The following is a 26,671-nucleotide window of genomic DNA, read 5'->3' on the forward strand; positions in this document are numbered from 1 at the left end:
GGAGAATGGACTGCAATGAACAAAACATGGTGGAAAGAGGCCGTTGTCTATCAGGTCTATTGGAGGAGCTTTCTGGACACGGACGGTGACGGGTACGGAGATTTGGAGGGAGTGATCCGCAAGCTTGATTATATCCGCGAGCTCGGCGCGGACGTCGTTTGGCTGAATCCGTGCTACGGTTCGCCGGACGTGGATAACGGCTACGACATATCCGATTACCGTTCGATCATGCCGAAGGCGGGTACGATGGATACGTTCGAGCGTCTGCTTCGGGAGGTTCACGCCCGCGGCATGAAGCTGATTATGGATTTGGTCGTCAACCATACATCGGATCGGCATCCGTGGTTTCTCGAATCCCGTTCGTCAAAGAACAGCCCGAAACGGGACTATTATATTTGGCGTAAGGAAACGAACAACTGGCGTTCGTATTTTACGCCTTCCGTATGGGAATATGACGAGGCGACGGACGAATATTACTTTCACTCCTTCGCCGTGGAGCAGCCGGACCTGAACTGGGCGAATCCGGCCGTGCGCGAAGAAATATACGACATGATGCGGTTTTGGCTCGACAAAGGGATCGACGGATTCCGGATGGACGTTATCAATTTGCTGGCGAAGCAGGAAGGCTTCCCCGATTCCGCGGACCCGGACCATATTTCGTACCTCGGCAACAATCCGGGCATCCATGAGTATTTGCACGAAATGCATGAGAAGGTGCTTAAGCATTACGACATCTTCACGGTAGGCGAAATTCCGTTCGTGACGCCGGAGGACGGCGTGCTGTATGTCGGCGAAGACCGCGGCGAGCTGAACACGCTGTTCCATTTCGAAGTATGCGATTATATGGCGCATTGGGACTTGCGGCGGTTTCGGGATATTCAGCGCCGCTGGTACGACGGCATGTGGGGCAAGGGCTGGAACTCTCAGTTCCTGAATAACCACGACCATACGCGCCTTGTGACACGCTTCGGCAATGACAAGGAGTATCGGGTGGAGTGCGCCAAATGCTTCGCCACGATGCTGCATACGCTCCCCGGCATGCCGTATATTTATCAAGGCGAAGAGATCGGCATGACCGGCGTCCGGTTCGAGTCGATCGACGATTACAACGATATCGCGATGAAGAACAAATACCGGGAGCTGGTCGGCAACGGCGGGGATCCTCGGGAGGTTTTCGAGAGTCTGCTTCACCTCGCGAGAGACAACTCCCGCACTCCGATGCAGTGGAATGCGGACGATCAGGCCGGCTTTACGTCGGGCACGCCTTGGATGAAAGTGAATCCGAACTATCGGGAAATCAACGTTGAACAGGCTCTGACCGATTCGGACTCGGTGTTCTTTTACTACCGTGAGCTGATTCGGCTGCGTAAAGGCAGCGGCGTCATGGTGTACGGAGACTATGAGCCGATCGCGGAGCTCGACGACCACCCATATATTTATGCATATTATCGGATGCTTGGCGACGAGAAATGGCTTGTTGTGCTGAACGTGTCGGAGCTGACGATTCCGAACGAGCTTCCGCCGTCCGTGATCGAGAGCTTGGGCGAGACGATCATCGCCAATTATCCGGAGCGCGGACAGGCGAAAGAGGGCGGGAGAGGATCCGTTCTGCGACCTTATGAGGCTGCCGTCTATCGTGTATATCCGTAACGAAATCGTACCGCCGGATCGAATAAGGTCCGGCGGTTTTCATTTAGCCACTTGATGGATACGGGGCTTGCTCGGGGTACGGCGGAGGATGTGCGGGTTGCTTGGGTGAACGGTGGTATGTGCGGCTTGCTCGGGGGTACGGTGGTGGAAGCGGGTGACATCGAACGACGTTAACGGAAGAAAATGTCCGCTAAAACCTAACATTACTGCAAAAACTGCATTTTAACGGAACGAAATGACCGCTAATCGGCTAAAAATCGGCCAATTTCGCCGATTTTGGCCAATTAGCGGACATCAGGTTCCGCTAATTAGCCCTTTTTGGCGGAATTCCCACAATTAGCGGACAACTCGTTCCGTTAACAGCAAGAAGGCTGCCGGGGAAGGGTTGCCTTGGGAAAGCCCGCCTAAGCATGACTTCTCGTGACAATCCATATCCGCACCAACCTCTTCCGCACCAACCTTTTTGCACCGACCTACTCCGCACCAACTTTTCCGCACCGACCTTTTTCGCACCAACCCTTTTCGCACTGCCCATATCCCCACCGCCCGTATCCGCAAAGACCTTGACAAGCTATTTGGGAATATTATCGGGCATTTGCCTGGTGGTTACGGTCATAGGCAATTCCATCGGGTTTCGGCCGTTCGTCGTCGCCGGAATCGGCATCGGCGGGCTAACCGTCATTCCTGCGTGGTTTATTTTCATTGGCGTCCACTTATGGAGAACGAGAGAGCAAAGCGGGCATGCAGCCCGTTAATCCCCACAATTTGGGCGATCAATTGAATTGTATGAACTTCGGACAATAAGGTATTATTAAAACCAAGACTGCTGTTGTGGTTCTGACCAGGAGCCGCCTGGCCGGTCTTGTTTTTATTTTCTCGGGATAATCCATAACCGTAACAGGTTGTGGGTTTTCGCTATTATGATAGAAAAGAATGTGATACTTTGAGTCAGCTGCATGCGGTAAAAGCGCGAACGCACCGTTTATTGGATAAATATTTATCCGGAGCGACGATGGATTACCGGCAAGTCATCGCCTTGTTTATTCCTATTTTGATAGATCAGGCGTTTATTATCGGATTTAATGTCGCAAACACAGCCATGATCAGCTCGTCTGGAGTGGCGGCGGTCAGCGCGGTAAGCATTATCGATTCGCTGAATGTGTTTCTTCTCAACGTATTTATCGCCGTGGCGACCGGGGGGACGGTCGTCGTCGCGCAATACAAAGGGAGCCGCAACGACGCGATGCTGTCCAAAGCGGCAGGCGGCAGTGTCGCTTCGGTTTCCCTGCTTGCGCTCGGCATCGGTCTCTTGGTCGTGCTGCTGCATAATCCGGTGCTGAGTCTTCTGTTCGGCAGCGCGTCGCCCGATGTACTCGCCAATGCGAAGATATACTTGATCGGCAGCGGCATATCGTATTTGGGCATCGGGATCGAGCAGGCGGTCTGCGGCGTGATGCGGGGAATCGGGAAAAGCCGGGTGGCGCTGGCGCTGTCGCTTATCATGAATCTCCTGTACGTACTGATGAACATTCTTTTTATTACGATTCTGGATATGGGCGTTTTGGGCATGACGCTAGCTATCAATATCGCGCGGTATGCCGGCGCATTGTGCGCTGTGATTTATCTGGTGCGAATGGATGTTACGCTTCATTTGCGTTTGCGCCAGCTTTTTCATGTTTCGCTCTCGATGCTTAAAAAAATTATGTACATCGGTCTTCCGTTTGCCGCCGAGCAGATGTTTTTTAACGGGGGAAAAATGTTGACGCAAGTATTCATCGTCGGCATGGGAACGTACGCCATTGCAACCAACGCGATCGGCGGCACGATGGCCCTGCTGTATCAAATTCCCGCGCAGGCATTGTCTCTCACGATCGTGACGGTTGTCGGCCAATGTATCGGGGCGCGCAATATTGACGATGCCCGCAAGTTCATCAAATCGTTCCTATGGCTGGCGTCGTGGTCGTTCGTATTGATGACGGCGATCCTGTTGCCTCTGTTTCACCCGCTGGTCAGCGTGTTTCATCCGCCGGCCGAAATCGTCGACGATCTCTTGTGGCTTATGGTGATCAACGCCATAGCCCAAATCCCCTTGTGGGCAATCAGCTTTATTTTGCCCTCCGGACTGCGGGCGGCCGGGGATTCTCGCTTCACCTCCGTCACGTCGATGCTGACCATGTGGCTGTTCCGGGTAGTGCTCGGATATGTGCTCGGCGTTACGTTGGGGATGGGGATCATCGGCGTATGGCTGGCGATGAACTGCGAATGGGGCATTCGAGGCGCGGTGTTCCTATGGCGCTTCCGCGGCAAAAAGTGGTATGAGCACCGGCTGATTTAGTAAAGAAGGCTTTGGCGGTTATAAACTTATATAGAAGGAAGAGGAGGCGTCCGGAGGGGCGTCTTCTTTTTTTCATAATATAAGAAGGTATAGGACGGCACAGCCGTTTCTTCTTGTCATAAAGAAAGGAAATATGGTTATCCTAGTAAACGGCATTCAACGAACATAAAGGGTCCGGCGGAAAAGGTTGCACTCACAAGCACAATACTTAAGGGGGATCATTATGAATAAGGTTAAAAAATTACTCTGTTTACTAATGGTTGCTGCACTGGTTGCGGCGGTGGCGGGCTGCGCAGGCGGCAAAAACAATAACCAAGCGGCGCCGAACAACCAAGCCGGAACCGCAAAGCTTAAAAAAATTTCAATATTCCAGTCGAAGGTAGAAATTGCGGAGCAGCTTGAAGCTTTAGCCGGCCAGTATACGCAGGAAACCGGCAATCCGGTCGAGGTATGGGGCTCCGCCGGCGACGCCTATATGACGCAGCTGCAAGCGAAGCTGGCTGCGGGCGAAGGGCCGTCGATATTTTCGGTAGCATCCGGCTCCGAGGTGGAGAAATTTAAATCGTATTACTACGACATGAGCAATGAAGATTACGTGAAAAATATCGCTCCCAATATGGCTCCGACCGTCGACGGGAAAGTCGTGGGCATCCCGTACGGCGTGGAAGGGTTCGGTCTTGTTTACAATAAAAGCCTTGTCGACCCGAAGAACGTCACGGATCTCGCCTCGTTCACCAAGACGCTGCAGGACTTGAAGGCGCAAGGCAAGAACGGGCTGAGCTTGTCCCAGGAAGCTTACTTCCTGATCGGCCACATCATCAATACGCCGTTCGCGCTGCAGCCGGACCCGGTCGGCTTCATCGGCAAGCTGAACAAAGGCGAAGTCAAGATGGCGGATACGAAGGAATTCCAAGAGTTCGCCAAGTTTATGGAAGCGATCAAGGCGAACACGAACAATCCGATGGAAGTCAAATACGATACCCAGATGGGCGACTTTGCAACGGGCAAGACCGCTATGGTTCATCAGGGCAACTGGAGCTGGGGCATGCTGGCGGATTTCGGCGATTTGGGCTTCGACGTCGGCATGATGGCGCTGCCGCTGGCCGGAAACGACAAAATCGCGGTTGGAGTGGCATCCAACTGGGTCATTAACGGCAAGAAGGATGCGGATGAAATTAAGGCGGCGAATGCGTTCTTGAATTGGCTGGTCACTAGCGATACCGGCAAAAATGCGATCGTGAACGAATTTAAGTTTATTCCGGCCATGACGAATATTGAGGCGAGCGGTCTCGATCCTCTGTCGCAGGTCGTGTTCGAAGCCACGAGGGACGGGAATACGATCCCGTGGGCGCTCAACTATTTCCCGCAAGGCATTATCATCAACGATTTGGCCCCCGCCACGCAGCAGTTTTTCTTGGACAAAAGCATGACCGGCGAGCAATTCCTGAAAAATCTTGACGCTGCATGGGCGAAAGGTGCCAAATAAATAGCTGTCGCCTGCGCGCGAATGATGACGAAAGCCTAACGCTTTTGTTAGGCTTTCGTTTCATCTTGCATCGGCCGCAACCTACATTGACCCCGGGAAGAGGTAGCGATATGAACAGAAGAAAAGATAAAGCATGGTATGCGTTATTCGTTTTCCCGCTCGTATTTATTTTTACGACGGTTGTAATCATTCCGTTTGTTATCGGCATTTACTATTCGTTCATAAACTGGGACGGCATTCCGGGGAACCCCAAGGAATTCGTCGGCTTGGACAACTACACGCTGCTGTTTCAGGACGACCGGTTTCTGACGTCCGCCGTGCATACGATACAGTTTACGGTGCTGGCGCTCATTCTCGTCAATGTGCTCGGCGTGTTGTTCGCGCTGCTGGTCACGACCGGGCTTCGGGTAAGCAACGCGGCGCGGACGATGCTCTTTATGCCGAACCTGATCGGGGGACTGATCCTCGGCTATATTTGGCAATTTATTTTTACGGACGCGCTCAAGTATATCGGCGAGAAGACGGGGATGGTGAACCTGTTTTTCAACTGGCTGCTCAACCCGACCTACGCCTTGTATGCGATGGTCATCGTCTTCGCCTGGCAGATGGCCGGCTATACGATGGTTATTTATATCGCGGGGATTCAAGGCATTCCCGACGATATGATGGAAGCGGCCAAGGTGGACGGGGCGAATCTGTGGCAAAGGCTTATAAGAATCATCTTCCCGCTGCTGATGCCGTCGTTCACGATTTGCTTGTTCCTGACGCTCTCGGGCGCTTTCAAAATATTCGACGTCAACTTGTCCTTGACCAAAGGCGGTCCGAATAACGCGACCGAAATGTTCGCCATGAACATTTTTAATGAAATTTTCGGTTACAGCAATTACGGATACGGTCAGGCCAAAGCGATCGTGTTCTTCCTGATCGTCGCCGTCATTACGCTGACGCAAGTGACGATCACCAAGAAGCGGGAGGTGCAAATGTAATGGTCAGGGCAGGCAAGCTTGCGGCTGAAGTGCTCATATTTGTTGTGGCGCTTGCGTTCCTTTCTCCGATTTACATTATGCTGGTCAACTCCTTCAAAACGAGGGCGGAGCTATACGAGAACGCGCTTGCGCTGCCTTCGACACTCAGCTTCGAATTTTATGCCAAGGCGATCGATAAGATGGGATTTTTTACGGCGCTCGGCAACTCGCTGTATGTCACGATCGTGACCGCCATATTCGTCGTGCTGCTGTCCTCGATGACGGCTTGGATGCTGGTGCGGGCCGACAATCCGCTCAGCAGAATTATTTTCATGTTGTTTGTTTCGACGATGCTCATCCCGTTCCAGACGCTGATGATGCCGCTGATGCAGGTGATGGACTGGATTCGCGATAATTTGTACCTGCCCATGCTCAACACCCACGAAGGCTTGATCTATATGAACATCGGCTTTCATTCCAGCATGGCGGTGTTTCTTTACCACGGCTTTATCAAATCCGTTCCCGTCGCCCTGGAGGAAGCCGCGACGCTGGACGGAGCATCGAAATTCGGCGTATTTTGGCGCGTTGTGTTTCCGATGCTGAAGACGATAACGATCACCGTTGTGATTTTGGACGTCATCGCAACCTGGAACGACTATTTGCTGCCTTCGCTGTCGTTATCCGATAAAGGCCTGCGCACGATTCCGCTTTCTACGTTCTACTTCTTCGGCGAATTTACGATCGTATGGAACTTGGCGATGGCCGGCCTGACGCTGACGGTCATTCCGATCGTCATCTTCTACATGTTTGCGCAGAAGTATATCGTGAAAGGAATCGCGGCCGGCGCGGTGAAGTGACCACGTTACATAAGCCGGGGGAAGGGCGTGTCATCGATGGACTATCTCGTTATTAAAGAAGGGAATTTGTTTCTCTTGACGGATCCGGACGGCGACATTCGTCCGGACAGCGACGAAGGGCACGGACTGTATATGGAGGATACCCGGTTTCTAAGCAAGATGGAGCTTCGCGTCGACGGAGAGAAGCCGTCCATGCTTGCTTCCGAGGCGGATAAAGGATATTTCGCGGCGATCCGCATGATGAGAGAGCGGAAGGATGAAGGCGCCATCGAGGTGCTTCGCGAGCGGTTCATTCATGCGGGCGTATTATACGAGCGGGTATCGCTGACGAACTACTTTCCCGCCGAGGCGGCGCTCGAATGCACCGCAAGGTTTGACGCCGACTTTCAGGATATGTTTCTGGTCCGCAAGTACCGGACGGGCGAAGTCGGCGCGATTTCCGGCCGGGAGTCCGGCGCGCAGCGGCTGTCCGTCCGGTATGAAGGGAAGGACGGGATCGAGCGCCGAATCGACATCGGCTGGGACCGTCAGGGCGCCGAGACGGACGATGATGCGGGGCTGATCCGGTTCCGGCTGACACTGGCGCCCAAGGAGACAACCCGGATCGTATTCACGATCGCGCCTTCCGGGAGCGGGACGGCTGCTCCGTCCGTGCTGCCGTACGAAGAGGCGCTGCGCTCGGCGTCCGCATCGTTCGAGGATTGGCTGGCGAATACGACGCAGGCGGCATCCGATTCGGAGCGGTTTAACGTACTGTTCCGGCGGGGCGCGCGGGATTTGCGAATGCTGCTGGCCGATATCGGACACGGACCGACGACGGTGGCCGGATTGCCTTGGTTCGCGGTGCCGTTCGGCCGGGACAGCCTCATCACGGCGTTGTTCATGCTCCCGTTTCGTCCGGATAATGCCGGAGGCACGCTGCGGACGCTCGCCGCGTACCAAGGCAAGAAGGACGATCCTTGGCGGGACGAGCAGCCGGGCAAAATTATGCACGAAATCCGGTTCGGAGAGCTGGTGACCACCGGGCAGTCCCCGTTCGGCCCGTACTACGGATCGGCGGACTCCACCCCGTTGTTTCTATTGCTGATAGTGGAGTATGTCCGGTGGACCGGCGATTCGGAGCTCGTCACCGAGCTGCGTCCGAATATCGAGCGGGCGCTCGGCTGGATCGACCGAAATATGCACCGGTTCGGCTTCGTCGCTTACCATCAGGAAGCGGAGAAAGGGTTTCCGAATCAAGGCTGGAAAGATTCGGCCAATTCCATCGTTCACGAATCGGGCGAGTACGCCCGCTCGCCCATCGCGCTGTCCGAGGTGCAGGGCTACGTGTATCAGGCGAAGAAGGGACTGGCCTCGTTGTTCGCGATGCTGGGCGATCAATCGTTCGCGGAGAAGCTGGAATGGGAGGCGGAGGCGCTCAAATCCGCCTTCGAGAAGGCGTTCTGGATGGAGGAGGAGCGGTTTTACGCGATCGCGCTCGATAAGGACGGACGGCAGGTTCGTTCGGTGACGTCGAACCCCGGCCATCTGCTGATGAGCGGCTTGCCGGCCGAAGAGCGCGCCGCGGCCGTGGCGGAGCGGCTGCTGTCGGAGGACATGTTCAGCGGCTTCGGCATCCGGACGATGAGCACGGAGGCGGCCGGATATTATCCGATGAGCTACCACAACGGAAGCGTCTGGCCGCACGACAACGGCATGATCCTGCTGGGCCTCGTTCGGCTCGGACGGAAGCGGGAAATTTCCCGGCTTATTCAAGGGCTGCTAGACGCATCGGGCGCGTTCGAATACCGCCGGCTGCCGGAGCTGTTCTGCGGCTACGGTTCGAAGACCGGGGAGCCGGTGCCGTATCCGACGACGTGCTCGCCGCAAGCATGGGCTGCGGCCACCGCGATCGTCATGCTGCAGGCGATGCTCGGTCTGAAGCCGGATGTGCCGGCACGAAAGGTCGCGCTCGACCCGGTGCTGCCGGAAGGCTTAAACCGCTTAACCGCGACAAATATACGCATCGGGCAAGGCGTTCTGTCCGTAGAGCTGGCGAGAGACGCTGCGCTGCCCGGCAATGAAGTGAAAGTAACCGTGCTCGGCAACACGACCGGGTGCGAATTGATAACGGCGCAAGGGGAGAGACAGCAATGAAAAAAAGATCTTGAAGAGGTTATCCGCAAGCTCGACTACATCCGCGATTTGGGTGTCGACGTCATTTGGCTCAATCCGTGCTACGGCTCTCCCGATGTCGATAACGGATACGACCGTGAAATAATCGTAAAAGACACCGGCAATTGCGGAGCCGGTGTCTTTTTTTAATGCTTCTGTGCATAATCGCCTATATTGAGGCCGATCACGCCAATGATGATGATAGAGATGGAAACGATTTTCAGCATCGTTACTTTTTCGTTAAATATATAAAACCCGATCAAGGCGATCAGCGCTGTCCCCAATCCGGACCAAATCGCGTAAGCGATGCCGATGTCGATGGTTTTTACCGCGTGCGTTAACGACGTCAAGCTGCAGCCGTAGAAAACGAACATCATGATGGAAGGATAAAGACGCGTAAAGCTTTCCGAAAATTTCATCGTCGTCGTCCCGGCCAGTTCAAACACAATCGCTAAAAATAAATAAAACCAGCCCATCCTTCTTGCTCCTATCCGGTAAAACCTTTATTTTCAGAGGCTTATATAGCCGGCGCCTGCAGTTGGAGCTCATCGTAGGAAACAATTCGCACATCGGCATCGGCAAGCGCCTCTTTGCCTTCTTCGCTTGTATAGATCCCAATGGCAAGCGCAACGCCCGCTTGCTTTCCCATCTGCATATCCCCGTTGGAATCGCCGACGATTGCGATTTCCGCGGGGGTGAGACTCATTCTTGCGCACGCCTCTTCTATCATCGCAGGATGCGGTTTTCCGTATTTCACTTGTTCATGCCCGATCACTTCGCGGAAATACTCCTGGAATCCAAGCCACTGCAAATGCTTGAGAGCGGAAGCGGTCGAGTCCGACGTCACTACGGCCATATCAAGCTTATATGCGCTGCACTGCCGCAAAAACGGCTCAATTCCCGGCATCGCCGCGGCCGGCCGCTCACGGTCGAGCCAGGCGTCGGCTTGCTCGCGGAACCGATGGACCAATCGAATCGAGTCGTTCCAAGGAATGCCGGCATCATACAGATTTGCGGCCGCGATCGCTAAACAATCGTCCATGGAAGCCATGGTAAGCGGGCCCTTCGGGTCGCAGCCGATAACGGCTCCCCGAGAATCCCGGAAGGCGCCCAGGAAGCCGGGTGCGAGCTTCCGGCCGTATTTGGACAACTCTTCGTCCATCCCTGCAAACAAAACCTGCGCCCATTTCCCCCATAAATGCATGAAGTCCAGCAACGTCCCGTCCTTATCGAACAAAATTCCGCGGATGCGGATTTCTTTCCCTTGCGCTTGAAGCTTAATCAACCGTTTCTGCTCCCTTCAATAGCTCCATCAATTCCGACCAATACGTCACGGAAGGAACGGCGCTGCCGGCAAATACAGGGTTTACGAAAGCGAGCAGCCGCTTGTCCGCATCCCGAATTTCAACACGAATCCATTGAAACTCGCCCGGCTTCCAAACCATCTCATGCTTTTGCGAGCCGCTTTCGCCGCAAGGCCGTACGATTACGGTATCGCCGTTTTCGATCCAATGGATGCAGCTTCCTTCGGGAGCGTCCTGTATCTCCAGCTCATATCGAAGATGAACGGAGGCTCCGGGGGCCGCATGAACATCCGCCAAGTCCACTTGCTCGCCGGGGACATACGTGCGCTCCCCGCAAACGACCTTCGGTTCGAGCAGCGGTCCGCGCGTCACGTAACTTCGCCCGTTACGGATTCCTTCGAGAATGGCGTTGGCCGAGCAATTCGGCGCAAGCACGCAGGTGAGCGGATCGCCGACAATGGATGGCGGACCGCCCTCCATATAGCTCTCGTGCGGCAGGCTGTGCGTATCGCTCCCGCCGATGCCCCACAGCATATGTCCGTGCTTCCAGAGCAAGTCCCACATCTTCAGCGCCCGTTCCGTCGCTACCTCGTTCCCCGGATAAGGTTCCTTTCCCGGGTAGGTCGGGTCGTTCCACAGCTCGATCACGTCGAACCGTTCAAGTCTTGTGCCGCCGTATAACCAATCCCATGGAGGCAGCAGCGGATGGTTCATGCTGCAGACGGCGCCTTGCCGACGGGAGTCGGACAATATTCGCTCCATGCCGTCTTCGGTCTCGAGCGCCAACGGTTGATCAACCGTACTGTCCGGCCGTCCGCTTCCGTCTCCCGCAAAGTCCACCCAGCGACGTATGCCGAGCACGTTGTAGTGGCCTTTGGTGGAAGTAATTTCAATTCCGGGAATGACCAACAGCGGCGATTCGGGCCACCCGGTCGTTATCAAATTGTGTTCGGTCACAGTGATGAAATCGAGGCCCCGCGACAGAGCCAGATCGTTCAACTCCCGAGCCGTTTGCTTGCCGTCCGACAGCTGGGTATGCATATGAAAATCGCCCTTATACCAGCGCATACCTTCTTGGTGCACTTTGTTCCAGTCGTACTTTGACAAGTTCAACACTATGTTTCCGTCGTCCGATGCGTTTATGTCGGTCCAAACATTTTCGCCGATGCGGTAGACGCTGCTCTCGAGACTGACGGGGCCATTTCCCGCAATCACTTCCATCTCATAGGACGGGGTCTGCTTCCAGGTTCCCACATATAACAAGGTCCAGGAACCGGGGGGAATATCCCCCGGAACCGAACCGCAGCTGGAATCGGCGGCGGCGAAGCCGAGCGTCAGCGTCATTTCGCCGCCTTTGGTCAAGTGCTGGATGCGTATCCGGCCGAGCGGGTCGTACAAGTACACGTATCCCCACTTGGCATCCGGCTTCACACGCAGCGCAAGCCAATCGGCCGCTTCTTCCAGCAGAAAGGTGTGTTTGCATACCGGCTTACTTTCGCCTTCCGGCGCTGTATAACGAATCGTCTCCCGCATGTTATTTGCCGCCCAGCGCTTTGTCCAGCGCCTTCTGTGCTGTTTCTTTGGCTTCTTTCAAAGCTTCCGCCGCAGGCACGTTCTCGATCTGTACTTTATCCGCCGCGATGGACAGCGCGTCGAAGATTTTCCCGCCGGTCGGGTCAACGAAGGACGGGGAAGCCGTCTTCGCCGATTCAAGCGGTACTTTGCTGTGCGGATTTTTCTCGCTGTACGCTTTGAACGCCGGATCATCAAGCGAAGAATTGCGAACGGCGATGTAACCGGTATTCATCGACCACCATGCGGAGTTTTCCGGACTGGTTAAGAAAGCCAGCCATTTCATCGCCGCTTTTTGCTGTTCCGGCGGAGCGTCGGCGAGGATGACGGTTCCGCGCGCTCCCGCCGAAGGCTTAGATTCAAATCCTTCCCAAGCCGGCTGCGGATGGGCGCCGATTTTGCTGAAATCCAGGTCTCCCTGGTCTCCGCTCGATCCGGTATATCCGGCGGCGCGGTCCTGCATCACGTCGTCAATCGTTTTGTACCAATATTCCCAGCCCTGGCCGCCGTGATGGATGCGCATGATTTGCTCCTCATGAATCCATTTGCGGAACGATTCCCACGTATCCACCCATTCCGGATTGTCAATCAGCACCTGTGTGCCGTCTTCACTTAAAATCGTCCCTCCGCGGCTGTAGACGGCATCTATCATATTGCCCGAACCCCACATAGGTTCCCAGCCGTACACCTTCACCTGGCCGCCTTCCCGCACCGTGAGCTTTCTGGCAACTTCGGCAAGCCCTTCCCAGGTATTTAGTTCATCCGGACTGATTCCTGCTTGTTCAAACATCTCCTTATGGTAGTACAGGACTTGCACGGAACCGTAAATCGGGATCGCGTACTGCTTGCCGTCCACCTTGCCGGCGTTCCAGAAGGCCGGGACGTAGTCCTCCGGCTGCATGGTGGGCTCACCGGCAATCAGTTCGTCAAGCTGAGCGTAATACCCTTTCCTGGCCCAGTCTTCGTTGAAGTCCGCAACAACGGCCGGCACTTTCTTGGCCGCAATCGCAGCTTGCAGCTTCTGCGCCGTTTCCGAATAGTTGCCCTGCACGATCGGCTTGACGATAACCTCGTTTTGCGACTGATTGAACTTGTCGATCAGCGTTTTCATATTGTCGCCCAGTTTTCCGCCAAGTCCATACCAAAATTCGATCTCGACCGGCTCCTTGTTCGTTTCCGCCGCTTGCTCGCCGCTTTGTGCGCCGCTTTGAGTATTTTCCTCATTTTCGCCGCCGGTCTCGTTGGAACCGTTCGAACCGCCGCAAGCGCTGACGAATACCAAGACAAAGCTTAACAACATTATTAGAAGTGAAAATTTGGCTGCCGATTTGTTCTGTAAAGTTTCCATTTCTCCATTCCTCCCATTGTGTTCTTTCTGTTTCATAAGTAAGACATTGCCAAGCAGGTGTTCCGTTCCCCTTCTTCAACCTTTGTTTACACCAAACGCGTTGTTCACCCCCCCTATAATCCACTTCTGTGCGATGATGAAGAGTACGATCAACGGAACGATCGTGAAGGAACTGCTGGCCATGATGAGCGGCCATTTCAGCCCGTAGGCGCCGCCTTCGATGAAGAACGAACGCAAGCCTACGGAAATGAGGCTGAGCTCCGGGCTCTTGGTGATCAGCATCGGCCAGAAGTAATTATTGTATTGAGAAATAAACGTAAGGATCGACATGACGACAAACGTGGATTTGGACAGCGGAATCAATATTCCCGTGAGAATGCGCCAGTGGGAGGCGCCGTCGATTTTTGCCGCTTCGACCATCTCCTTAGGAAGCTGCATGAACGCTTGTCTGGTAAGAAAGATTGAAAACACGCTGACGCTGTTGGATATGATCAAGCCGGCGTACGTGTCGAGCAGCTGCAACTCGGACAAAATGATATAGCCCGGCAAATAAGTCGCCGCCGCCGGCAGCATATACGTAACTAGGATGGCGACCATAAGCGAGTTTCGGAACAAAAATTTCATATGGGTGAGCGCATAGGCCATCATCGAGGAATTGACGATTTGAATGATCATAATCACCAAGGCGACGAATACGCTATTGAACAAATATAGGGCGAACGGAGCGGCGTTCCAAGCTTCCGCGAAATTTCCCCACATCGGGTTATCCGGCCAAAGCAAGGGAGGGAACCGCCAAATTTCTTCATTCGTTTTTAAAGAGCTTGTCAACATCCAGAAGAACGGGAAAGCAACGATAAGGCTCAAGGCAATAAGCAACGTATGGCGTAACGCGACTGTAACGTTGAAGCTCGATCTCATGAGGGAAGCCTCCTTGCTATCCTAAGTAGTGAACGTTTTTGCGGGATATCCAAACCGATAATAGCGAGAACGCTGCGCAAAGAAGGACCAGTATGACGGTCACGGCCGAAGCTTCGCCTACTTGAAACCTTTCGAAAGCCGCTTGATAGAAATGATAGAGCAGCGTGCGGGTTGAGCCGGAAGGTCCGCCTTGCGTCAAAATGCTGATTTGGTCGTATGCCTGCATCGAATCGATGGTAAGAATGACCGCAAGGAATAAAGTGATCGGCGAAATGAGCGGCAGCGTTACATGATAGAAGGTCTGAAAGCGATTGGAGCCGTCCAGATGGGAAGCTTCTTGCAATTCTATCGGAACGGATTGGAGAGCCACCAGGTAGAAAACCATGGTCCATCCGATGCCCTTCCAGAAAGTTACGATGATAACCGCCACCATCGCCCAAAACGGGCTTTGCAGCCAAGGCAAGCCGCCCGGCACGATTCCCGAGATCAAGCTGTTGGCGAGCCCGACACGCGGTTCGAAAATCCACGACCAGACGATCGAAACGGCGACGGTCGGCGTAACCCACGGAGAGAAAAGAATGGCGCGGTAAACGGGGGAGCCGGCCAACTTGCCGTGAAGCAGCAGCGCCAGAAGCAGGCCGCCGATCATTGTCGGTATGATCGTCCCAATGGCAAAAGTGAAGGTCACGCGGAGCGAACGATAAAAATCGGAGCTTTCCAGAAGCGTCGTGAAATTGTCTAATCCGACGAACAGCTTGTCCGGACTCATGAAATCCCATTCCATGAAGCTAAGATAGACAACATACACCATCGGTATGAACCAGAAAACCGTGAGAGGCAGTAGGGCGGGAATGACGAACAGATACGCTTGCGGTTCGCCTAGCTTTTTCCACAGTTTCATTTTATTGCTCCTTTGTTCAAAAATTATTGTACAATAAGAAAAAAATACGAATTTTATTTGACTTTTCAGTGTTCGTTCAAAAAATATTGTACCTAAATTATTTACTTCAAACGTCATGCGAATATTAAATAGATGCAAATATTTCGTAAATTTGATGAATTCGGCTTGCGGCTTATATAATGTAATAAACGTTAAATTTTTTTTGAATGAATCTATTTTTGAAAGAAGGATCGCCCATGCCGGAGAAGGAAGAGTCCCTCTCACGCAATCAGCTTGCGCTTAGGGAGAAATTAATCGATGCAATAGCCGAAACGATGGACTTATATGGAGTAACCAATTCGGCGGGGAAATTGTACGGCATATTATTTTTTGAGGATACGCCTATGACTCTCGAGGATATGAAGGAAGTCATGGGCATGAGCAAAAGCAATATGAGCTATGCGGTGAGAGCGCTGCTCGATACGAATATGGTTTACAAGCTGGAGGAAAAGCGGGAACGAAAAGACCAGTATCAGGCGGAAGTCAACTTTTTTACCGCTTTTCAAAATTTTTTCGCCGCCAAGCTTCAGCGGGAAATCAATGTGATGACGAGTGCCATCGCCGAGACGGCTCCCGATTTGAAAGAATTGATCCTCCACGTGGACACGCCTGAGGACGTCCGCCGAAAAGCGTTGAAGGATTTGCATAAGCTTGTGCATGCGGAGCAGTATTACCAATGGCTGCAAACCTTTGTCGACCGAATTAAGGAAGGGAAGGTGTTTGCAAAAGACGCATGGGTCGATCAAACGGACTAACATCCGTACAAAGCAAAAAGGTCTGAACGTAGCCGTTTGAAGCTCTTGGTAAATGGGCTGCGTCTGATTTGGCAACAATCGCCTTCGACGCAGGTCCAGGTCGCAAACGGAAGGAAAGATAACAATTACGTTGGGGCCATAAAGATAGAGCGAATTATCGGACCAACGGGATAAATGCCTTTGATCCGTAAAATACGTTGATCTACGGGTTCCGAGCTGGAAAGGTTCAAATCGTTTTAATACGGCATGAGCAACGAGGACTATGTGAAAAATATCGCGCAAGGGATTATACCGTAGTACGAGGTACAATATAGCCGCAGCAAGTAAGACGCCGGAGCGACTTCCGGTGTTTTTTTTCGCTTATGGGCATACATTTAGACTAATATTTCGGAGAGGCTGGTGGGACGTTTGTTTAACGAGCCGGTAAGGCCTTATAGGACAACCCGAGAGTTGATTCCGGAAAATCAAGAAGCTCCCGTTCATTTTATGGATATGTCGCGTATTCCGGAGGAGCTTTTTTACTTGAGAAACCATTTTCCTTATCCGATCCCCAGGAAAGAAATGTTTGCATTGCATATCCAAGGGAAGGCGGATCGGCCGTTTGCATTGGATTACGGCATGATCCGGTCCATGCCTTCCAGAGATGTTCCCTTCGTGCTCGAGTGCGCGGGCAATAAACGATCCTTCTTCGAACCGAAAACGTACGGCGATCAATGGGAAAGCGGGGCGATCGTGCAGGGGGTATGGAGAGGAGTTCCTTTAGCTTATTTGCTGCAAACGGCGGGGGTCAAACCCTCAGTCCGAGAGGTGGCGGCAGAGGGCTGGGATGCGGGCGTGCGTACCGACATGCCGGGCGTATTTCCGTTTGCGCGAAGCATACCGCTTGAAAAAGCGATGCACCCCGACACGATCATCGCTTATGAGTACAACGGACAGCCTTTGACATGGAAGCATGGGTTTCCGTTTCGGCTGATCGTTCCTCACTGGTACGGGATGGCTTCGGTGAAGTGGGTAAGGAGAATCGTTTTGCTCGAAAGCAGCTTCCAAGGCCCGTTTCAGAGCGTCGATTATCAATATTATCCTCATAAAGAGAACGATATCGATAAATTCCCGGTGACCGTGCAGGGCGTAAACTCTTCGATTCAAAAGCCTTTGGACCGAGCCGTCTTAAAAAAAGGGAGATATCGGATTCAAGGATTCGCATGGACGGGGATAGGAGAGATCAAACGGGTTGAGGTTAGCTTTGATCATGGCGTCACATGGGCGGATGCCAAGTTAAGCAGAACCGCTTACGAGCCGAACTCGTGGGTGCATTGGGAGTTCGAGTGGGTAGCGGACCGGGCGGGAGAGGTTACGATTTTGTCGCGATCCGAGGATACGCATGGCAGAGTCCAGCCGATGGAGGCGTTCTGGAACCGGAAAGGGTACGGATACAATGCAGCCGATCGGGTTACCGTTAAGATTGAGTAGAATATTAGGGAAAATTTGGGTCCCCAATGCACAACTCTTGATCATATTAAGCTATAATTCTAACCGTTTGGTCCATCGATCAAGGCGTCGGCACCCCGTATTTCAAGTGGCAATCGCCATAGCATAACGGCACAAAAAAAGGCTGTCCCCAAAGTCATCGCAGTTGACTTTTAGGGGCAACCCTTTTTTCACGTCCTTGAAGTACTACTCCTCGCTAACCCTGCGGCACTAACGGACGCCACAGACGTTATTTCGCCGTTTTTGCCCACCGTCAAACGCTAACGGACACCGCGGACGCTAATCCCCGATTTTTGGCGCCGAAACTCGCTTTTTCGGGGGAATAACTGCGGTGGTGTCCGTTACAACTGTAAAAGCCGTTCAAAACGCCGAATAACTGCATCTCTGTCCGTTACGTTAGAAAGAACTGCCAGCCATCATAATTCGATAGGGTCCGATGCCCGAAATTTTGAGACAGCCCTTTTCCGCATCCTCTACCATTGCCCGTTTAGCGACTGCACGAACAAGCTGACGGCGGCGACCGCAAACCATACGAATAACCCGAACAAGATCGGGCGAACCCCTGTCTTCAGCATCTTCCTGAAGTCCGCGCTTAATCCGATTCCAGTCAACGCCATAACGATCATGAACTTGCCCGCCGTTCCGGCCAAGGCGACGAACCGGTCCCCGAACAAACCGAGCGTATTGAGCAAGGAAGCGCACAAAAACCAAAGGATGAACCATGGAAACACTTTGGCCAAGCTGTAAGAATCGGAGGGGCCGCCGTTTTCGGGCTTGTTGCGCTTCATTCTTACGACGTAAAGCGCAAGAAACAGTGTAATCGGAATAATAAAGGTGGTGCGGACAAGCTTAACAATTGTTGCATAATCGCCGGCGGCCGGACTATATAAATAGCCCGCGGCAACGACGGAAGACGTATCGTTGATCGCCGATCCGGCCCAAAGGCCGAAGCCCGTATCGGACAGGCCGAGTTGACGGCCCAGGTAAGGAAATAGAACGACCGCAGCCACATTGAACAAAAAGATGGTCGAAACCGCATACGCAATCTCTTCTTCTTTCGCTTCTATGACCGGCGACGTGGCCGCGATGGCCGATCCGCCGCAAATGCCGGTGCCTACGCCGATTAATACTTGCAGGCGCGCCGGGATGTTCAGCAGCCTGCCGAATCCAAAAGCCGCGAGCAATGAAGCAAGCAGGCTGGAAAGCAGTACGGCTAACGATTCTCTGCCGGTTTCCCACACAGTGGACAAGCTTAATCCGCAGCCGACCGCGATAATGGCCCATTGCAATACTTTTTTGGAGCTGAATTGAACGCCGTGAACGGATGCTTTCGGCTTGCCGACGGTATTGTTTATCAGAATGCCGAGAAGAAGGCCGAACAGCGGGGCTCCGACGATCGGCGCCATAGAGCCGAGCCAAGCGGACAGAAGGGAAACGATCAGAACAAGAGCGAGACCCGGTCCGTATTTTACGATTAGCGCCATTTCGATTACCCCCTGCCTGTTATTCCTACGATGATGACTCAGGTTTTATCGTAAGATATGAAGGGGGATAACTCAAATTGAAAATAGTCATGATGTCTATCATTATTATTTATAAATAGAACGGATTGAGGCGTAGCCAAGAGCGGCGGCAATGCCGATCCCTAATATCCAATAGCTTCCTGCGGCTTTGGCAAGCCATCCGGAAGAGGCGATGACGGCTACCGGAATAAGCTTATGGAGGACGGAGGCGGATGAGGAATGGTCACCGTGAGACAATGCGCTGATGAGCTGGCCGCCTTCCATGAGGTCCGCTCCGCAGCGGCCGCAAATGTAGCTGTCCTTCGGAGAAACATGCTTGCAATGCGGGCACGCCCGATCCATAAATCAATCACCTGACCTCTACGCAACTGTTATTACAAGTAATTTTATCGGAATAATAGTATATGTGTCAATCCGGTATGTAATAAGGGAGACGCATACGAGGAAATAAAGTGAGCGCGGTTTTATTTTATGTAGTGGACTTCAATTCCGTACATCCCGGAGCGCCAATTCCGCCCCCATAATGGCAGTAAATTGCGGAAATCCCAAGCCTATTCCATCGAGATTCGGATTATTCGGCTTTTTTGCATCAAAATTAACGTTTACGTAAAGGTTTAATATGTGTTATTTTTGTTCCTATAGTTTTTTTGACGGAGGAGCGAGGGGGATGAACACGTATAAGATCGAGGAAGTGGCCAAAAAATGCGGTTTGACGAAGCGGACGATTCGATACTATGAGGAAATCGGGCTGCTGTTCTCTCCCGACAGGAGCGAGGGCGGGTTCCGTTTATATTCGGATAAGCATATAGAGCGTCTCAATCAAATCATTAATGCGCGCGATGTGCTCGGCGTTTCGCTGCAGGAGCTCCAGGAATTTATTTCGATCAGCGAGCAATTCGCAAACCAGCGCAAAGCCGTCAGTCAGATCGATGATCGGCAGGAAAAGCTGAAAATAATCGGGGAGCTTGAGCAAACGGTTGTGAAACAGCTGCAAGCCGTCGATCAGAAGCTTGATAAATTAAACGAAATCCGTAAACAAATCGGCGGGCTCTACGACAAAATTCAAGAAGCCAAAGCTAAATATAATCAGGAGTGAGCAGAGATGGACAATGTTTCGCAATCCGCAATTATGCAGGAAAAGACAAGTATTTTGAGCCAATCGCGGGCCGTCTGGGCCGTGTTTTTCGCATGTATCATCGCGTTCATGGGCATCGGCTTGGTGGATCCCATTTTGCCGGCCATCGCCGAAAAGATGAATGCGACGCCGAGCGAAGTGAGCTTGCTGTTTACTAGCTATAACGCGGTTATGGCGGTGGCGATGCTGATTACCGGGCTCATTTCTTCGCGGCTCGGGATTAAGGCGACGCTGCTTTCCGGGATCGTCATTATTGCCGTGTTTTCGGCGCTAGGCGGCCTGTCGAACAATATTTGGACGCTGATCGGACTGCGCGGCGGCTGGGGCCTCGGCAATTCGCTGTTCGTCGCCACGGCGTTGTCCGCCATCGTAATGCTGTCCAGCAGCGGCGTAACGAAGGCCATTATCTTATATGAGGCGGCCATCGGACTCGGCATTTCGGTCGGCCCGTTGATCGGCGGGGAGCTGGGCGCTATATCCTGGAGGGGCCCTTTCCTCGGAGTAGCCGGCTTAATGCTAGTAGCCTTTATCGCGCTTTCCATTATGATGCCCAAGGAAAAGGAAAGTAAGGCGCCTAAAGTCAGAACGTCCTTGAAGGATCCGTTTCTGGCGCTGAAAAATCACCGTTCGCTGGTTGTATTGGGATTGACGGCCTGCCTTTACAATTTCGGCTTTTTTACGCTGATGGCATACGCGCCTTTCGTCATGGGCCTCGATGAGCACGGTCTCGGGTACGTATTCCTCGGTTGGGGCGTGCTGCTGGCCATCACCTCCGTATTCATGGCTCCCAAGCTGCAGGAACGATTCGGAACGGTAAAGTCCATGTCCGTCATGCTGGCATTGTTCGGCCTCGTGCTGCTTGCCATGGGCATCTGGACGAATACGCAATGGGTCATCATTGCGGCGGTCATTGCGGCCGGCGCGCTGCTTGGAAATAACAACACTTTGATTACTACCGCCGTTATGAATGCGGCCCCGATCGAGCGGTCCACAGCTTCTGCGGCATATAGCTTCCTAAGATTTCTCGGCGCCGCCGTCGCGCCTTATTTGGCGGGCAAGCTGGCCGAAATTTACAACTCCCATGTTCCGTTCATCGTGGGCGCCGCATTTGTACTGGTATCCGTTGTTTTCGTGTTGACCAACAATAAGCATGTGAAGCACGTAGATAAAGCTGCAGCGGGGCACTAAATCAGTAATCATCCTCATTCGGGAGCTTGACCGTAGAAGTTTTGCGGGAAGCTCCTTTTTTTCGCGCTTTTCGACGGAAGGAAGGCGGTATTCAAAATTACCCATTGAACCAGCGTTGCAAATACGCCTAACCGATCGAATAAACCGTGCTGTTCGCCGCTATTGAATAAAAAGTATTCCACGGGCAGCATGCCGGCGGCAATCCCGAGCAGCACGCCGTTCAGGCGGTTCCACTCTGCGGCCCGCGTTTCGCCGGTCCTTTTTCTAAAAAAGATCATCCAGATTGCGGTCAATACAAAGAACAGGGCATCAACCGGGAACACGACCCATATATACGGCAACTCCATGTGAAGCGTCTCGGCGGTAATTTTCGTTTCCGGCTCGGAAAGGATGATGGCGAGCGAAGAGCAAAACAGCAAGGCTACCCAAATAAAAATGCCCCAATCTACAATACGGTGTCCGCCTCTCCAACCCCAAAACAGCATGCACGTGCCGAATAAAGCGATTAAAAAGATGACCCAGTAGTCTCCGGACAACCCCGTTCCGTTAAGACCTGCGTAGCTCCACATAAAATTCGGCTCCATCAGACCTCGAACGAGCAGCCTCCAAAAAGGCTCATAGAAGCTCAAAGCAACGTACGATAATATGGCGATAAACAGGATCCTCGGTTTCCGCCTCAACCGTCATTCCCCCTCTCAAAATGCTCGGAGCACCTTTTTGGAAAACATTGTATTTGATAGAACATTACCAAATCGTAATCAAGAAATAAATACCGTTTGTGCGCGAAATTTTTTAGAAATGAAACCTTCCTTACCGATCTGCGGTATCATTAGGTTAAGGAATCTTTTACGGAACGGGGGCTCATCATGGCAAAAGATCCGGTGAAAGAGATCGACGACTTCATACGGCGCCTGCAAGAAAATGTAGGCAAAGTGCGGGCGGAAACGGCTGCGTTCGAGGCGGATGAGCGCAGGGCGAGAACAGCATTGGACGAATGCCGCGCCGAGATCCGAAAGCTCCGGCTATATGCCGAGAAGGCGGCGGCGGACGGCTGCGAAGAGAACGCAAGAACGTTTCTGGAGAAAAAGGCGGCGCTAAACGAAAAAGAGTCGCAATTGCAAGCTGCCTATGGCGCAGCCGCTGCAAACGCAGAGCGAATGAGACAAATCCGGGATCGGCTTTCGACGGACGCGGATCGGTTGGAAGCGCGGCGCGCCGCGATGAAAGGGAAGCTGGCGGCCGCCAAAGCGCGGGAAACGTTACATTCCCTCGATTCCTCTCTGAACGAGGCGAAGGATGAAATCGACAGAGTCTACGAAGAAGCGATGGCGCTTTTCGAATTAAGGGCGGAAGCGAAGAACGGCCTTAACGCTTCGGGGAAGAGGTGAAGCGGATTGCCGGTAATCGAATATAAATGCCCGAACTGCGGCAGCGGCATGGTGTTTGACAGCGGGACGGGAACATTGTCCTGTCATAGCTGCGGAAGACAAGACAATATCGAGAATATTCCCGATCCTTTGGTAAGGCATGCTTTTACGGAGGGGGAAGTGGAAGAATATCATTGCACCAGCTGCGGAGCCGTCATAATGACCGAGCCCGAGACGACGGCGACGCATTGCAGCTTCTGCGGGTCTGGCGTTGTTCTCGGCGACCGGCTTGCCGGCAAGCTGGCTCCGGTGAAGATTATCCCTTTCTCGATCAGTAAAGAAGAAGCGATGGAAGCTTTCCGCAAATGGTGCCGAAACGGCCGCTTGACGCCGAGCGGGTTTATGACGGCGGACCGAATCAAGAGCATCACGGGAATCTATGTACCCTTCTGGCTTTATGATTTGCATAACGCGATCGAGGTTACTGCGCACGGAACGAAAGTAAGAACCTATACAAGAGGAGAGTACGTATATACCGAAACCCAGCATTACAATATTTACCGCGAGATCGTGCTGGATTATGTGAAGGTGCCGGTTGACGCTTCCACGAAGATGAGCGACGAGCTGATGGATAAGCTGGAGCCGTTCCCGTACGACAAGCTCAAAAGCTTTAAAACTCCGTATCTCGCAGGCTACGTCGCCGAACGATACAATTATACGGGCGATGAGCTCATTCCGCGGGCTAAAGAAAAAATTAAAGAATTCATCGACGCTTATATCCGGTCCGCGACTTCAGGCTACACTACCGTGAATTATACAAGCAAGCGGATCGATACGACGGCGGAACGCGCAGACTATGTGCTGCTTCCGGTATGGATGGTGCGCTATGACTATGACAAAACGGAGCATACGTTTGCGATGAACGGCCAGACGGGGAAGGTCGTCGGCAAGCCGCCGATCAGCATGGCGAAGGTGAGCGCGTGGTTCGGCGGCATATTTTGCGCTTCGTTCATTTCGCTGAAGCTCATCTCTTGGGCGATGGGAGGCGGGTTTTGGTGAGCAGGAACCGGTGGATTGCAGCTATGGTTTTGGTTGTCGCAACGATCCTTCTTTCAGCGATACCGCTGCAAGCGGCTATGGCAGAGTCGGTTGCGGCCAATACGAAACATGTCGTTTACGACGATGCGGGTTTGCTGACACGGGAAGAGCATGACCGGCTGGAAGCGATGGCGAAGAAATACGGGGCCGAAAGAGAAACGGACATTATTATATTTACTTCGAGCAACCCGGGCGGCATCGACGTTATGAAGCTGACGCAGGATTTTTACGACAGGCAAGCCCCCGGATACGATAAGCCTCACGGCAATGCCGTCATCCTGACGCTGGACATGAACAACCGGGAGCTGTACTTAGCCGGATTTTACAAAGCGGAGCTTTACTTGGACGACAGCCGGCTCGATAACATTCGCGACAAAATTACGCCGTATTTAACGAACGGCGACTATGCGCTCGCATTCGAGAAGTATATCCGAACCGCATACGACTATATGGGAGTTCGCCCCGGAGTCGATCCGGACAACATATTGTTCAACCTTTGGTTTCAGCTCATCGTCGCGGCCGGGATTGGGGCGATCGTCGTCGGGATGATGGCTTATCATTCGGGAGGCCGCGTCACGGTGCATCGCGGGACGTATGAGGATGCGGCACGTTCGGGGATTGTCGCCAGAAGAGACGAGTACACGCACACGACGACAACGAAGCGCAAAATAGTCAAGAGCAGCGGCGGATCCGGCGGAGGCGGCGGCGGAAGAACCGGGGGCGGCCATTCGCACAGCGGCAGCAGAGGGTCGTTTTAATTTTTCGAAGGGATGGGGTAACCGATGTCTTTTTTCAGAAATCAATTTGCGAATGTAGTGGAATGGGAAGAGTTTCGCGATGATATGATCTTTTGGAAGTGGGGCAACCGGGAAATTAAAAAAGGAAGCAAGCTGATCATCCGTCCCGGCCAAGACGCAATTTTCGTGAACGGCGGCAAGATTGAAGGGATTTTCCAGAATGAAGGCGAGTACAGCATCGATTCGGAAATCATTCCGTTCTTGTCTACGCTGAAGGGGTTCAAATTCGGCTTTAACAGCGGCATGCGGGTCGAGGTCTTGTTTGTCAATACGAAGGAGTTTACCGTCAAATGGGGAACGCAAAATCCGATTTTGATCCCGTCTACGCAGCTTCCCGGCGGCATTCCGATTCGCGCCAACGGCACGCTTACCTTCAAAGTGAACGAATACGTCGCGCTCATCGACAAAGTTGCGGGGATGAGAGACAGCTATCTAGTGGAGGATGTAAGGATCCGCATTATTTCCGTTCTGGATCAGCTTCTGATGAAGTGGATCAGCAAGGAAGGGAAGGACATGTTTAACTTGCAGGCGAACGCCTTCGACATCGCCAAGGGCATTCGGGAAGATTTGGATATGCAGCTGATGGACTTGGGCATGACGATTACGGGCTTTCATGTCATGAGCTTCAATTACCCGCAGGAAATTCAAGACATGATTACGAAGACGGCGTCCCACGAGATGATCGGCAATCTGCAAAAATACCAGCAGGTGTCTATGATCGACGGCATTGCGTCGGGCAAGGCGAAAGGCGGCGGCGCCGCTGCGGATATGGCCGGGATGATGATGGGAATGAACGTGGCGAAAGAAATGATGAAGGATATGAACGCCTCCGGTTCGGGTTCCGGCTCCAGTTCGGGCTCCGGCTCCGGTTCGGGCCAAAAGCCGAACTTCTGTCCGAACTGCGGCACGAAAAACGAAGGAGCCAATTTTTGCCCGAATTGCGGCCAGAAGCTGTAACTGGTGGCGCTCGTACGACGGGAAAGAGTAGAATTATTGGTTCTAACGCCGGAGCGTCCCCGTTATCCCATTTGCGTCGCCGGAGTTAACGGAGCGAAATGTCCGCTAAAAACCGCCTCAACCCTAAAAGCTGCGAATTAAGTTGTCCGCTAATCGCCCGAAAACCGCCAATTAGCGGCGATTTAAGCGAATTAACGGACATTCGGTTCCGCTAATGAGCCCTTTTATCCGGTTTCGACAAAATTAGCGGACATCCGGTTCCGTTAGCGCCAAAGCGACTAGCGTCAGTTCCGGAAGCAGTGGCAACCGGCGATACGGCAGCATCGGCAATATTAGCAGTACCTGCAGCGCCGGCAGTACAGCCAATGATCGGTCCGACCTTTGACCTGCCATTACCATCATCGCAGATAGATCCTACATTTTCATACCTGGTGGTGTCCGCTTGGACATGGTTTTTTTTGGTGCCAAGTCGGTCTTGCGGCGGGAAAGGAAATGTTGGTACTAAGTCGGTCCTGCGGCGGGAAAAGAGCAGAGTTAGTAAGACAAGGAAGACACTGACAACGCGTCAGTGTTTTTTTATATAGCTTCTTTTCTGTTCTCCTAGGCTGTGTTTTTGGAGCATTGAGTGCACGGAAACGAATATTCGCCCAACCAAATTTTTACCCTAGATGACGATCGTACGATTTTTGTGGTAAATTATTAAACGAGTAAACGAAAAAGGCACACCTGTTGAAAAATAGGGCCGCAAAGCCAAGGGGCTAAGACGCTTCGAAATGATGCGTTATGCCAGCCGGTTACCGAAAAAAGTAGGGGACTCTCCTGTTTCGGTACGGG

At 52.9% G+C, this 26,671-nt stretch carries 25 protein-coding genes, 1 pseudogene and 1 riboswitch; of the genes and pseudogenes, 16 read left to right on the top strand and 10 right to left on the bottom strand.

Translation table 11 applies throughout. From position 1 onward, the window contains the following. Positions 1 to 15 precede the first annotated feature (15 nt). The 8 genes and pseudogenes from PT964_RS02385 to PT964_RS26480 all read left to right on the top strand — a co-directional run. Positions 16 to 1,650, top strand: a complete 1,635-nt coding sequence (locus tag PT964_RS02385) for an alpha-glucosidase (RefSeq protein WP_274361717.1) — start codon at positions 16 to 18, stop codon at positions 1,648 to 1,650. Between the two features lie 602 nt (positions 1,651 to 2,252). Further along, on the top strand, positions 2,253 to 2,405 hold the full coding sequence (locus PT964_RS02390) for a hypothetical protein (RefSeq protein ID WP_274361718.1): 153 nt from the start codon (positions 2,253 to 2,255) through the stop codon (positions 2,403 to 2,405). A gap of 188 nt (positions 2,406 to 2,593) precedes the next feature. Beyond that, positions 2,594 to 3,985, top strand: coding sequence for an MATE family efflux transporter (locus PT964_RS02395; RefSeq protein WP_274361719.1), 1,392 nt, complete (start codon positions 2,594 to 2,596; stop codon positions 3,983 to 3,985). 223 nt (positions 3,986 to 4,208) lie between these two features. Then, on the top strand, positions 4,209 to 5,471 hold the full coding sequence (locus PT964_RS02400; protein WP_274361720.1) for a sugar ABC transporter substrate-binding protein: 1,263 nt from the start codon (positions 4,209 to 4,211) through the stop codon (positions 5,469 to 5,471). A 110-nt stretch (positions 5,472 to 5,581) separates the two neighbouring features. Further along, a complete protein-coding gene (locus PT964_RS02405) occupies positions 5,582 to 6,457 on the top strand; it encodes a carbohydrate ABC transporter permease (RefSeq protein WP_274361721.1) in 876 nt (291 codons plus the stop codon). After that, positions 6,457 to 7,293 (top strand): carbohydrate ABC transporter permease, encoded by an 837-nt coding sequence (locus PT964_RS02410; RefSeq protein WP_274361722.1) that lies wholly within the window; start codon positions 6,457 to 6,459, stop codon positions 7,291 to 7,293. The genes PT964_RS02405 and PT964_RS02410 overlap by 1 nt, the downstream gene beginning before the upstream one ends. Before the next feature lie 36 nt (positions 7,294 to 7,329). After that, complete coding sequence (locus PT964_RS02415) at positions 7,330 to 9,429, top strand: amylo-alpha-1,6-glucosidase (protein ID WP_274361943.1); 2,100 nt, start codon at positions 7,330 to 7,332, stop codon at positions 9,427 to 9,429. A 6-nt stretch (positions 9,430 to 9,435) separates the two neighbouring features. Continuing rightward, positions 9,436 to 9,543: pseudogene (locus PT964_RS26480) on the top strand (alpha-amylase family glycosyl hydrolase); the annotation flags it as partial. 50 nt (positions 9,544 to 9,593) lie between these two features. Here PT964_RS26480 and PT964_RS02425 read toward each other — a convergent pair. From PT964_RS02425 to PT964_RS02450, 6 genes are all read right to left on the bottom strand, one after another. After that, positions 9,594 to 9,923, bottom strand: coding sequence for a DMT family transporter (locus PT964_RS02425; protein ID WP_274361723.1), 330 nt, complete (start codon positions 9,921 to 9,923; stop codon positions 9,594 to 9,596). Between the two features lie 41 nt (positions 9,924 to 9,964). Then, positions 9,965 to 10,732 (bottom strand): HAD family hydrolase, encoded by a 768-nt coding sequence (locus PT964_RS02430; protein ID WP_274361724.1) that lies wholly within the window; start codon positions 10,730 to 10,732, stop codon positions 9,965 to 9,967. Further along, a complete protein-coding gene (locus PT964_RS02435; protein WP_274361725.1) occupies positions 10,725 to 12,284 on the bottom strand; it encodes a CehA/McbA family metallohydrolase in 1,560 nt (519 codons plus the stop codon). The genes PT964_RS02430 and PT964_RS02435 overlap by 8 nt, the downstream gene beginning before the upstream one ends. A 1-nt stretch (position 12,285) precedes the next feature. Continuing rightward, entirely contained in the window at positions 12,286 to 13,671 is a 1,386-nt protein-coding gene (locus PT964_RS02440; protein ID WP_274361726.1) for an ABC transporter substrate-binding protein, read from the bottom strand. Between the two features lie 75 nt (positions 13,672 to 13,746). Then, positions 13,747 to 14,589, bottom strand: a complete 843-nt coding sequence (locus PT964_RS02445) for a carbohydrate ABC transporter permease (RefSeq protein WP_274361727.1) — start codon at positions 14,587 to 14,589, stop codon at positions 13,747 to 13,749. 16 nt (positions 14,590 to 14,605) lie between these two features. Further along, a complete protein-coding gene (locus tag PT964_RS02450) occupies positions 14,606 to 15,490 on the bottom strand; it encodes a carbohydrate ABC transporter permease (protein WP_274361728.1) in 885 nt (294 codons plus the stop codon). A 236-nt stretch (positions 15,491 to 15,726) separates the two neighbouring features. On the opposite strand from PT964_RS02450, the gene PT964_RS02455 reads away from it, so the two are divergent. Then, the gene (locus PT964_RS02455) at positions 15,727 to 16,284 is read left to right on the top strand and encodes a GbsR/MarR family transcriptional regulator (protein WP_274361729.1); all 558 of its coding nucleotides are present in this window, start codon (positions 15,727 to 15,729) and stop codon (positions 16,282 to 16,284) included. Positions 16,285 to 16,806: 522 nt separating this feature from the next. Then, on the top strand, positions 16,807 to 17,754 hold the full coding sequence (locus PT964_RS02460; RefSeq protein ID WP_274361730.1) for a sulfite oxidase: 948 nt from the start codon (positions 16,807 to 16,809) through the stop codon (positions 17,752 to 17,754). Positions 17,755 to 18,245: 491 nt separating this feature from the next. On the opposite strand, the gene PT964_RS02465 is transcribed toward PT964_RS02460, so the two are convergent. Then, on the bottom strand, positions 18,246 to 19,256 hold the full coding sequence (locus PT964_RS02465) for a YeiH family protein (RefSeq protein WP_274361731.1): 1,011 nt from the start codon (positions 19,254 to 19,256) through the stop codon (positions 18,246 to 18,248). 105 nt (positions 19,257 to 19,361) lie between these two features. Continuing rightward, entirely contained in the window at positions 19,362 to 19,637 is a 276-nt protein-coding gene (locus PT964_RS02470; protein WP_274361732.1) for a zinc ribbon domain-containing protein, read from the bottom strand. A gap of 325 nt (positions 19,638 to 19,962) precedes the next feature. Between PT964_RS02470 and PT964_RS02475 the strand changes: the two genes are divergently transcribed. Together PT964_RS02475 and PT964_RS02480 are read left to right on the top strand one after the other, a co-directional pair. Continuing rightward, positions 19,963 to 20,391: a MerR family transcriptional regulator gene (locus tag PT964_RS02475; protein ID WP_274361733.1), complete on the top strand. Its 429-nt coding sequence runs from the start codon at positions 19,963 to 19,965 to the stop codon at positions 20,389 to 20,391. A gap of 6 nt (positions 20,392 to 20,397) precedes the next feature. Then, positions 20,398 to 21,618 (top strand): MFS transporter, encoded by a 1,221-nt coding sequence (locus PT964_RS02480; RefSeq protein ID WP_274361734.1) that lies wholly within the window; start codon positions 20,398 to 20,400, stop codon positions 21,616 to 21,618. 14 nt (positions 21,619 to 21,632) lie between these two features. Here PT964_RS02480 and PT964_RS02485 read toward each other — a convergent pair whose 3' ends face one another. Beyond that, positions 21,633 to 22,298 (bottom strand): hypothetical protein, encoded by a 666-nt coding sequence (locus tag PT964_RS02485; protein WP_274361735.1) that lies wholly within the window; start codon positions 22,296 to 22,298, stop codon positions 21,633 to 21,635. A gap of 186 nt (positions 22,299 to 22,484) precedes the next feature. On the opposite strand from PT964_RS02485, the gene PT964_RS02490 reads away from it, so the two are divergent. The 4 genes from PT964_RS02490 to PT964_RS02505 are packed head-to-tail and all read left to right on the top strand — an operon-like array spanning position 22,485 to position 25,837. Beyond that, positions 22,485 to 23,006 carry a PspA/IM30 family protein gene (locus tag PT964_RS02490; RefSeq protein ID WP_274361736.1) on the top strand — a complete coding sequence of 174 codons (522 nt, stop codon included), beginning with the start codon at positions 22,485 to 22,487 and terminating at the stop codon, positions 23,004 to 23,006. A 6-nt stretch (positions 23,007 to 23,012) separates the two neighbouring features. Further along, positions 23,013 to 24,044, top strand: coding sequence for a TFIIB-type zinc ribbon-containing protein (locus PT964_RS02495; protein ID WP_274361737.1), 1,032 nt, complete (start codon positions 23,013 to 23,015; stop codon positions 24,042 to 24,044). Continuing rightward, a complete protein-coding gene (locus tag PT964_RS02500) occupies positions 24,041 to 24,841 on the top strand; it encodes a TPM domain-containing protein (protein ID WP_274361738.1) in 801 nt (266 codons plus the stop codon). The genes PT964_RS02495 and PT964_RS02500 overlap by 4 nt, the downstream gene beginning before the upstream one ends. Positions 24,842 to 24,865: 24 nt before the next feature. Next, positions 24,866 to 25,837 carry an SPFH domain-containing protein gene (locus tag PT964_RS02505; protein ID WP_274361739.1) on the top strand — a complete coding sequence of 324 codons (972 nt, stop codon included), beginning with the start codon at positions 24,866 to 24,868 and terminating at the stop codon, positions 25,835 to 25,837. 243 nt (positions 25,838 to 26,080) lie between these two features. On the opposite strand, the gene PT964_RS02510 is transcribed toward PT964_RS02505, so the two are convergent. Further along, entirely contained in the window at positions 26,081 to 26,239 is a 159-nt protein-coding gene (locus PT964_RS02510) for a hypothetical protein (protein ID WP_274361740.1), read from the bottom strand. A 307-nt stretch (positions 26,240 to 26,546) separates the two neighbouring features. Beyond that, a riboswitch (cyclic di-GMP riboswitch) is annotated at positions 26,547 to 26,639 on the top strand. The last annotated feature ends 32 nt before the right edge of the window (positions 26,640 to 26,671 follow it).

Origin of the sequence: Paenibacillus thermotolerans (assembly GCF_028745515.1) — a bacterium.
Classification (GTDB): Bacteria; Bacillota; Bacilli; order Paenibacillales; family YIM-B00363; genus Paenibacillus_AE; species Paenibacillus_AE thermotolerans.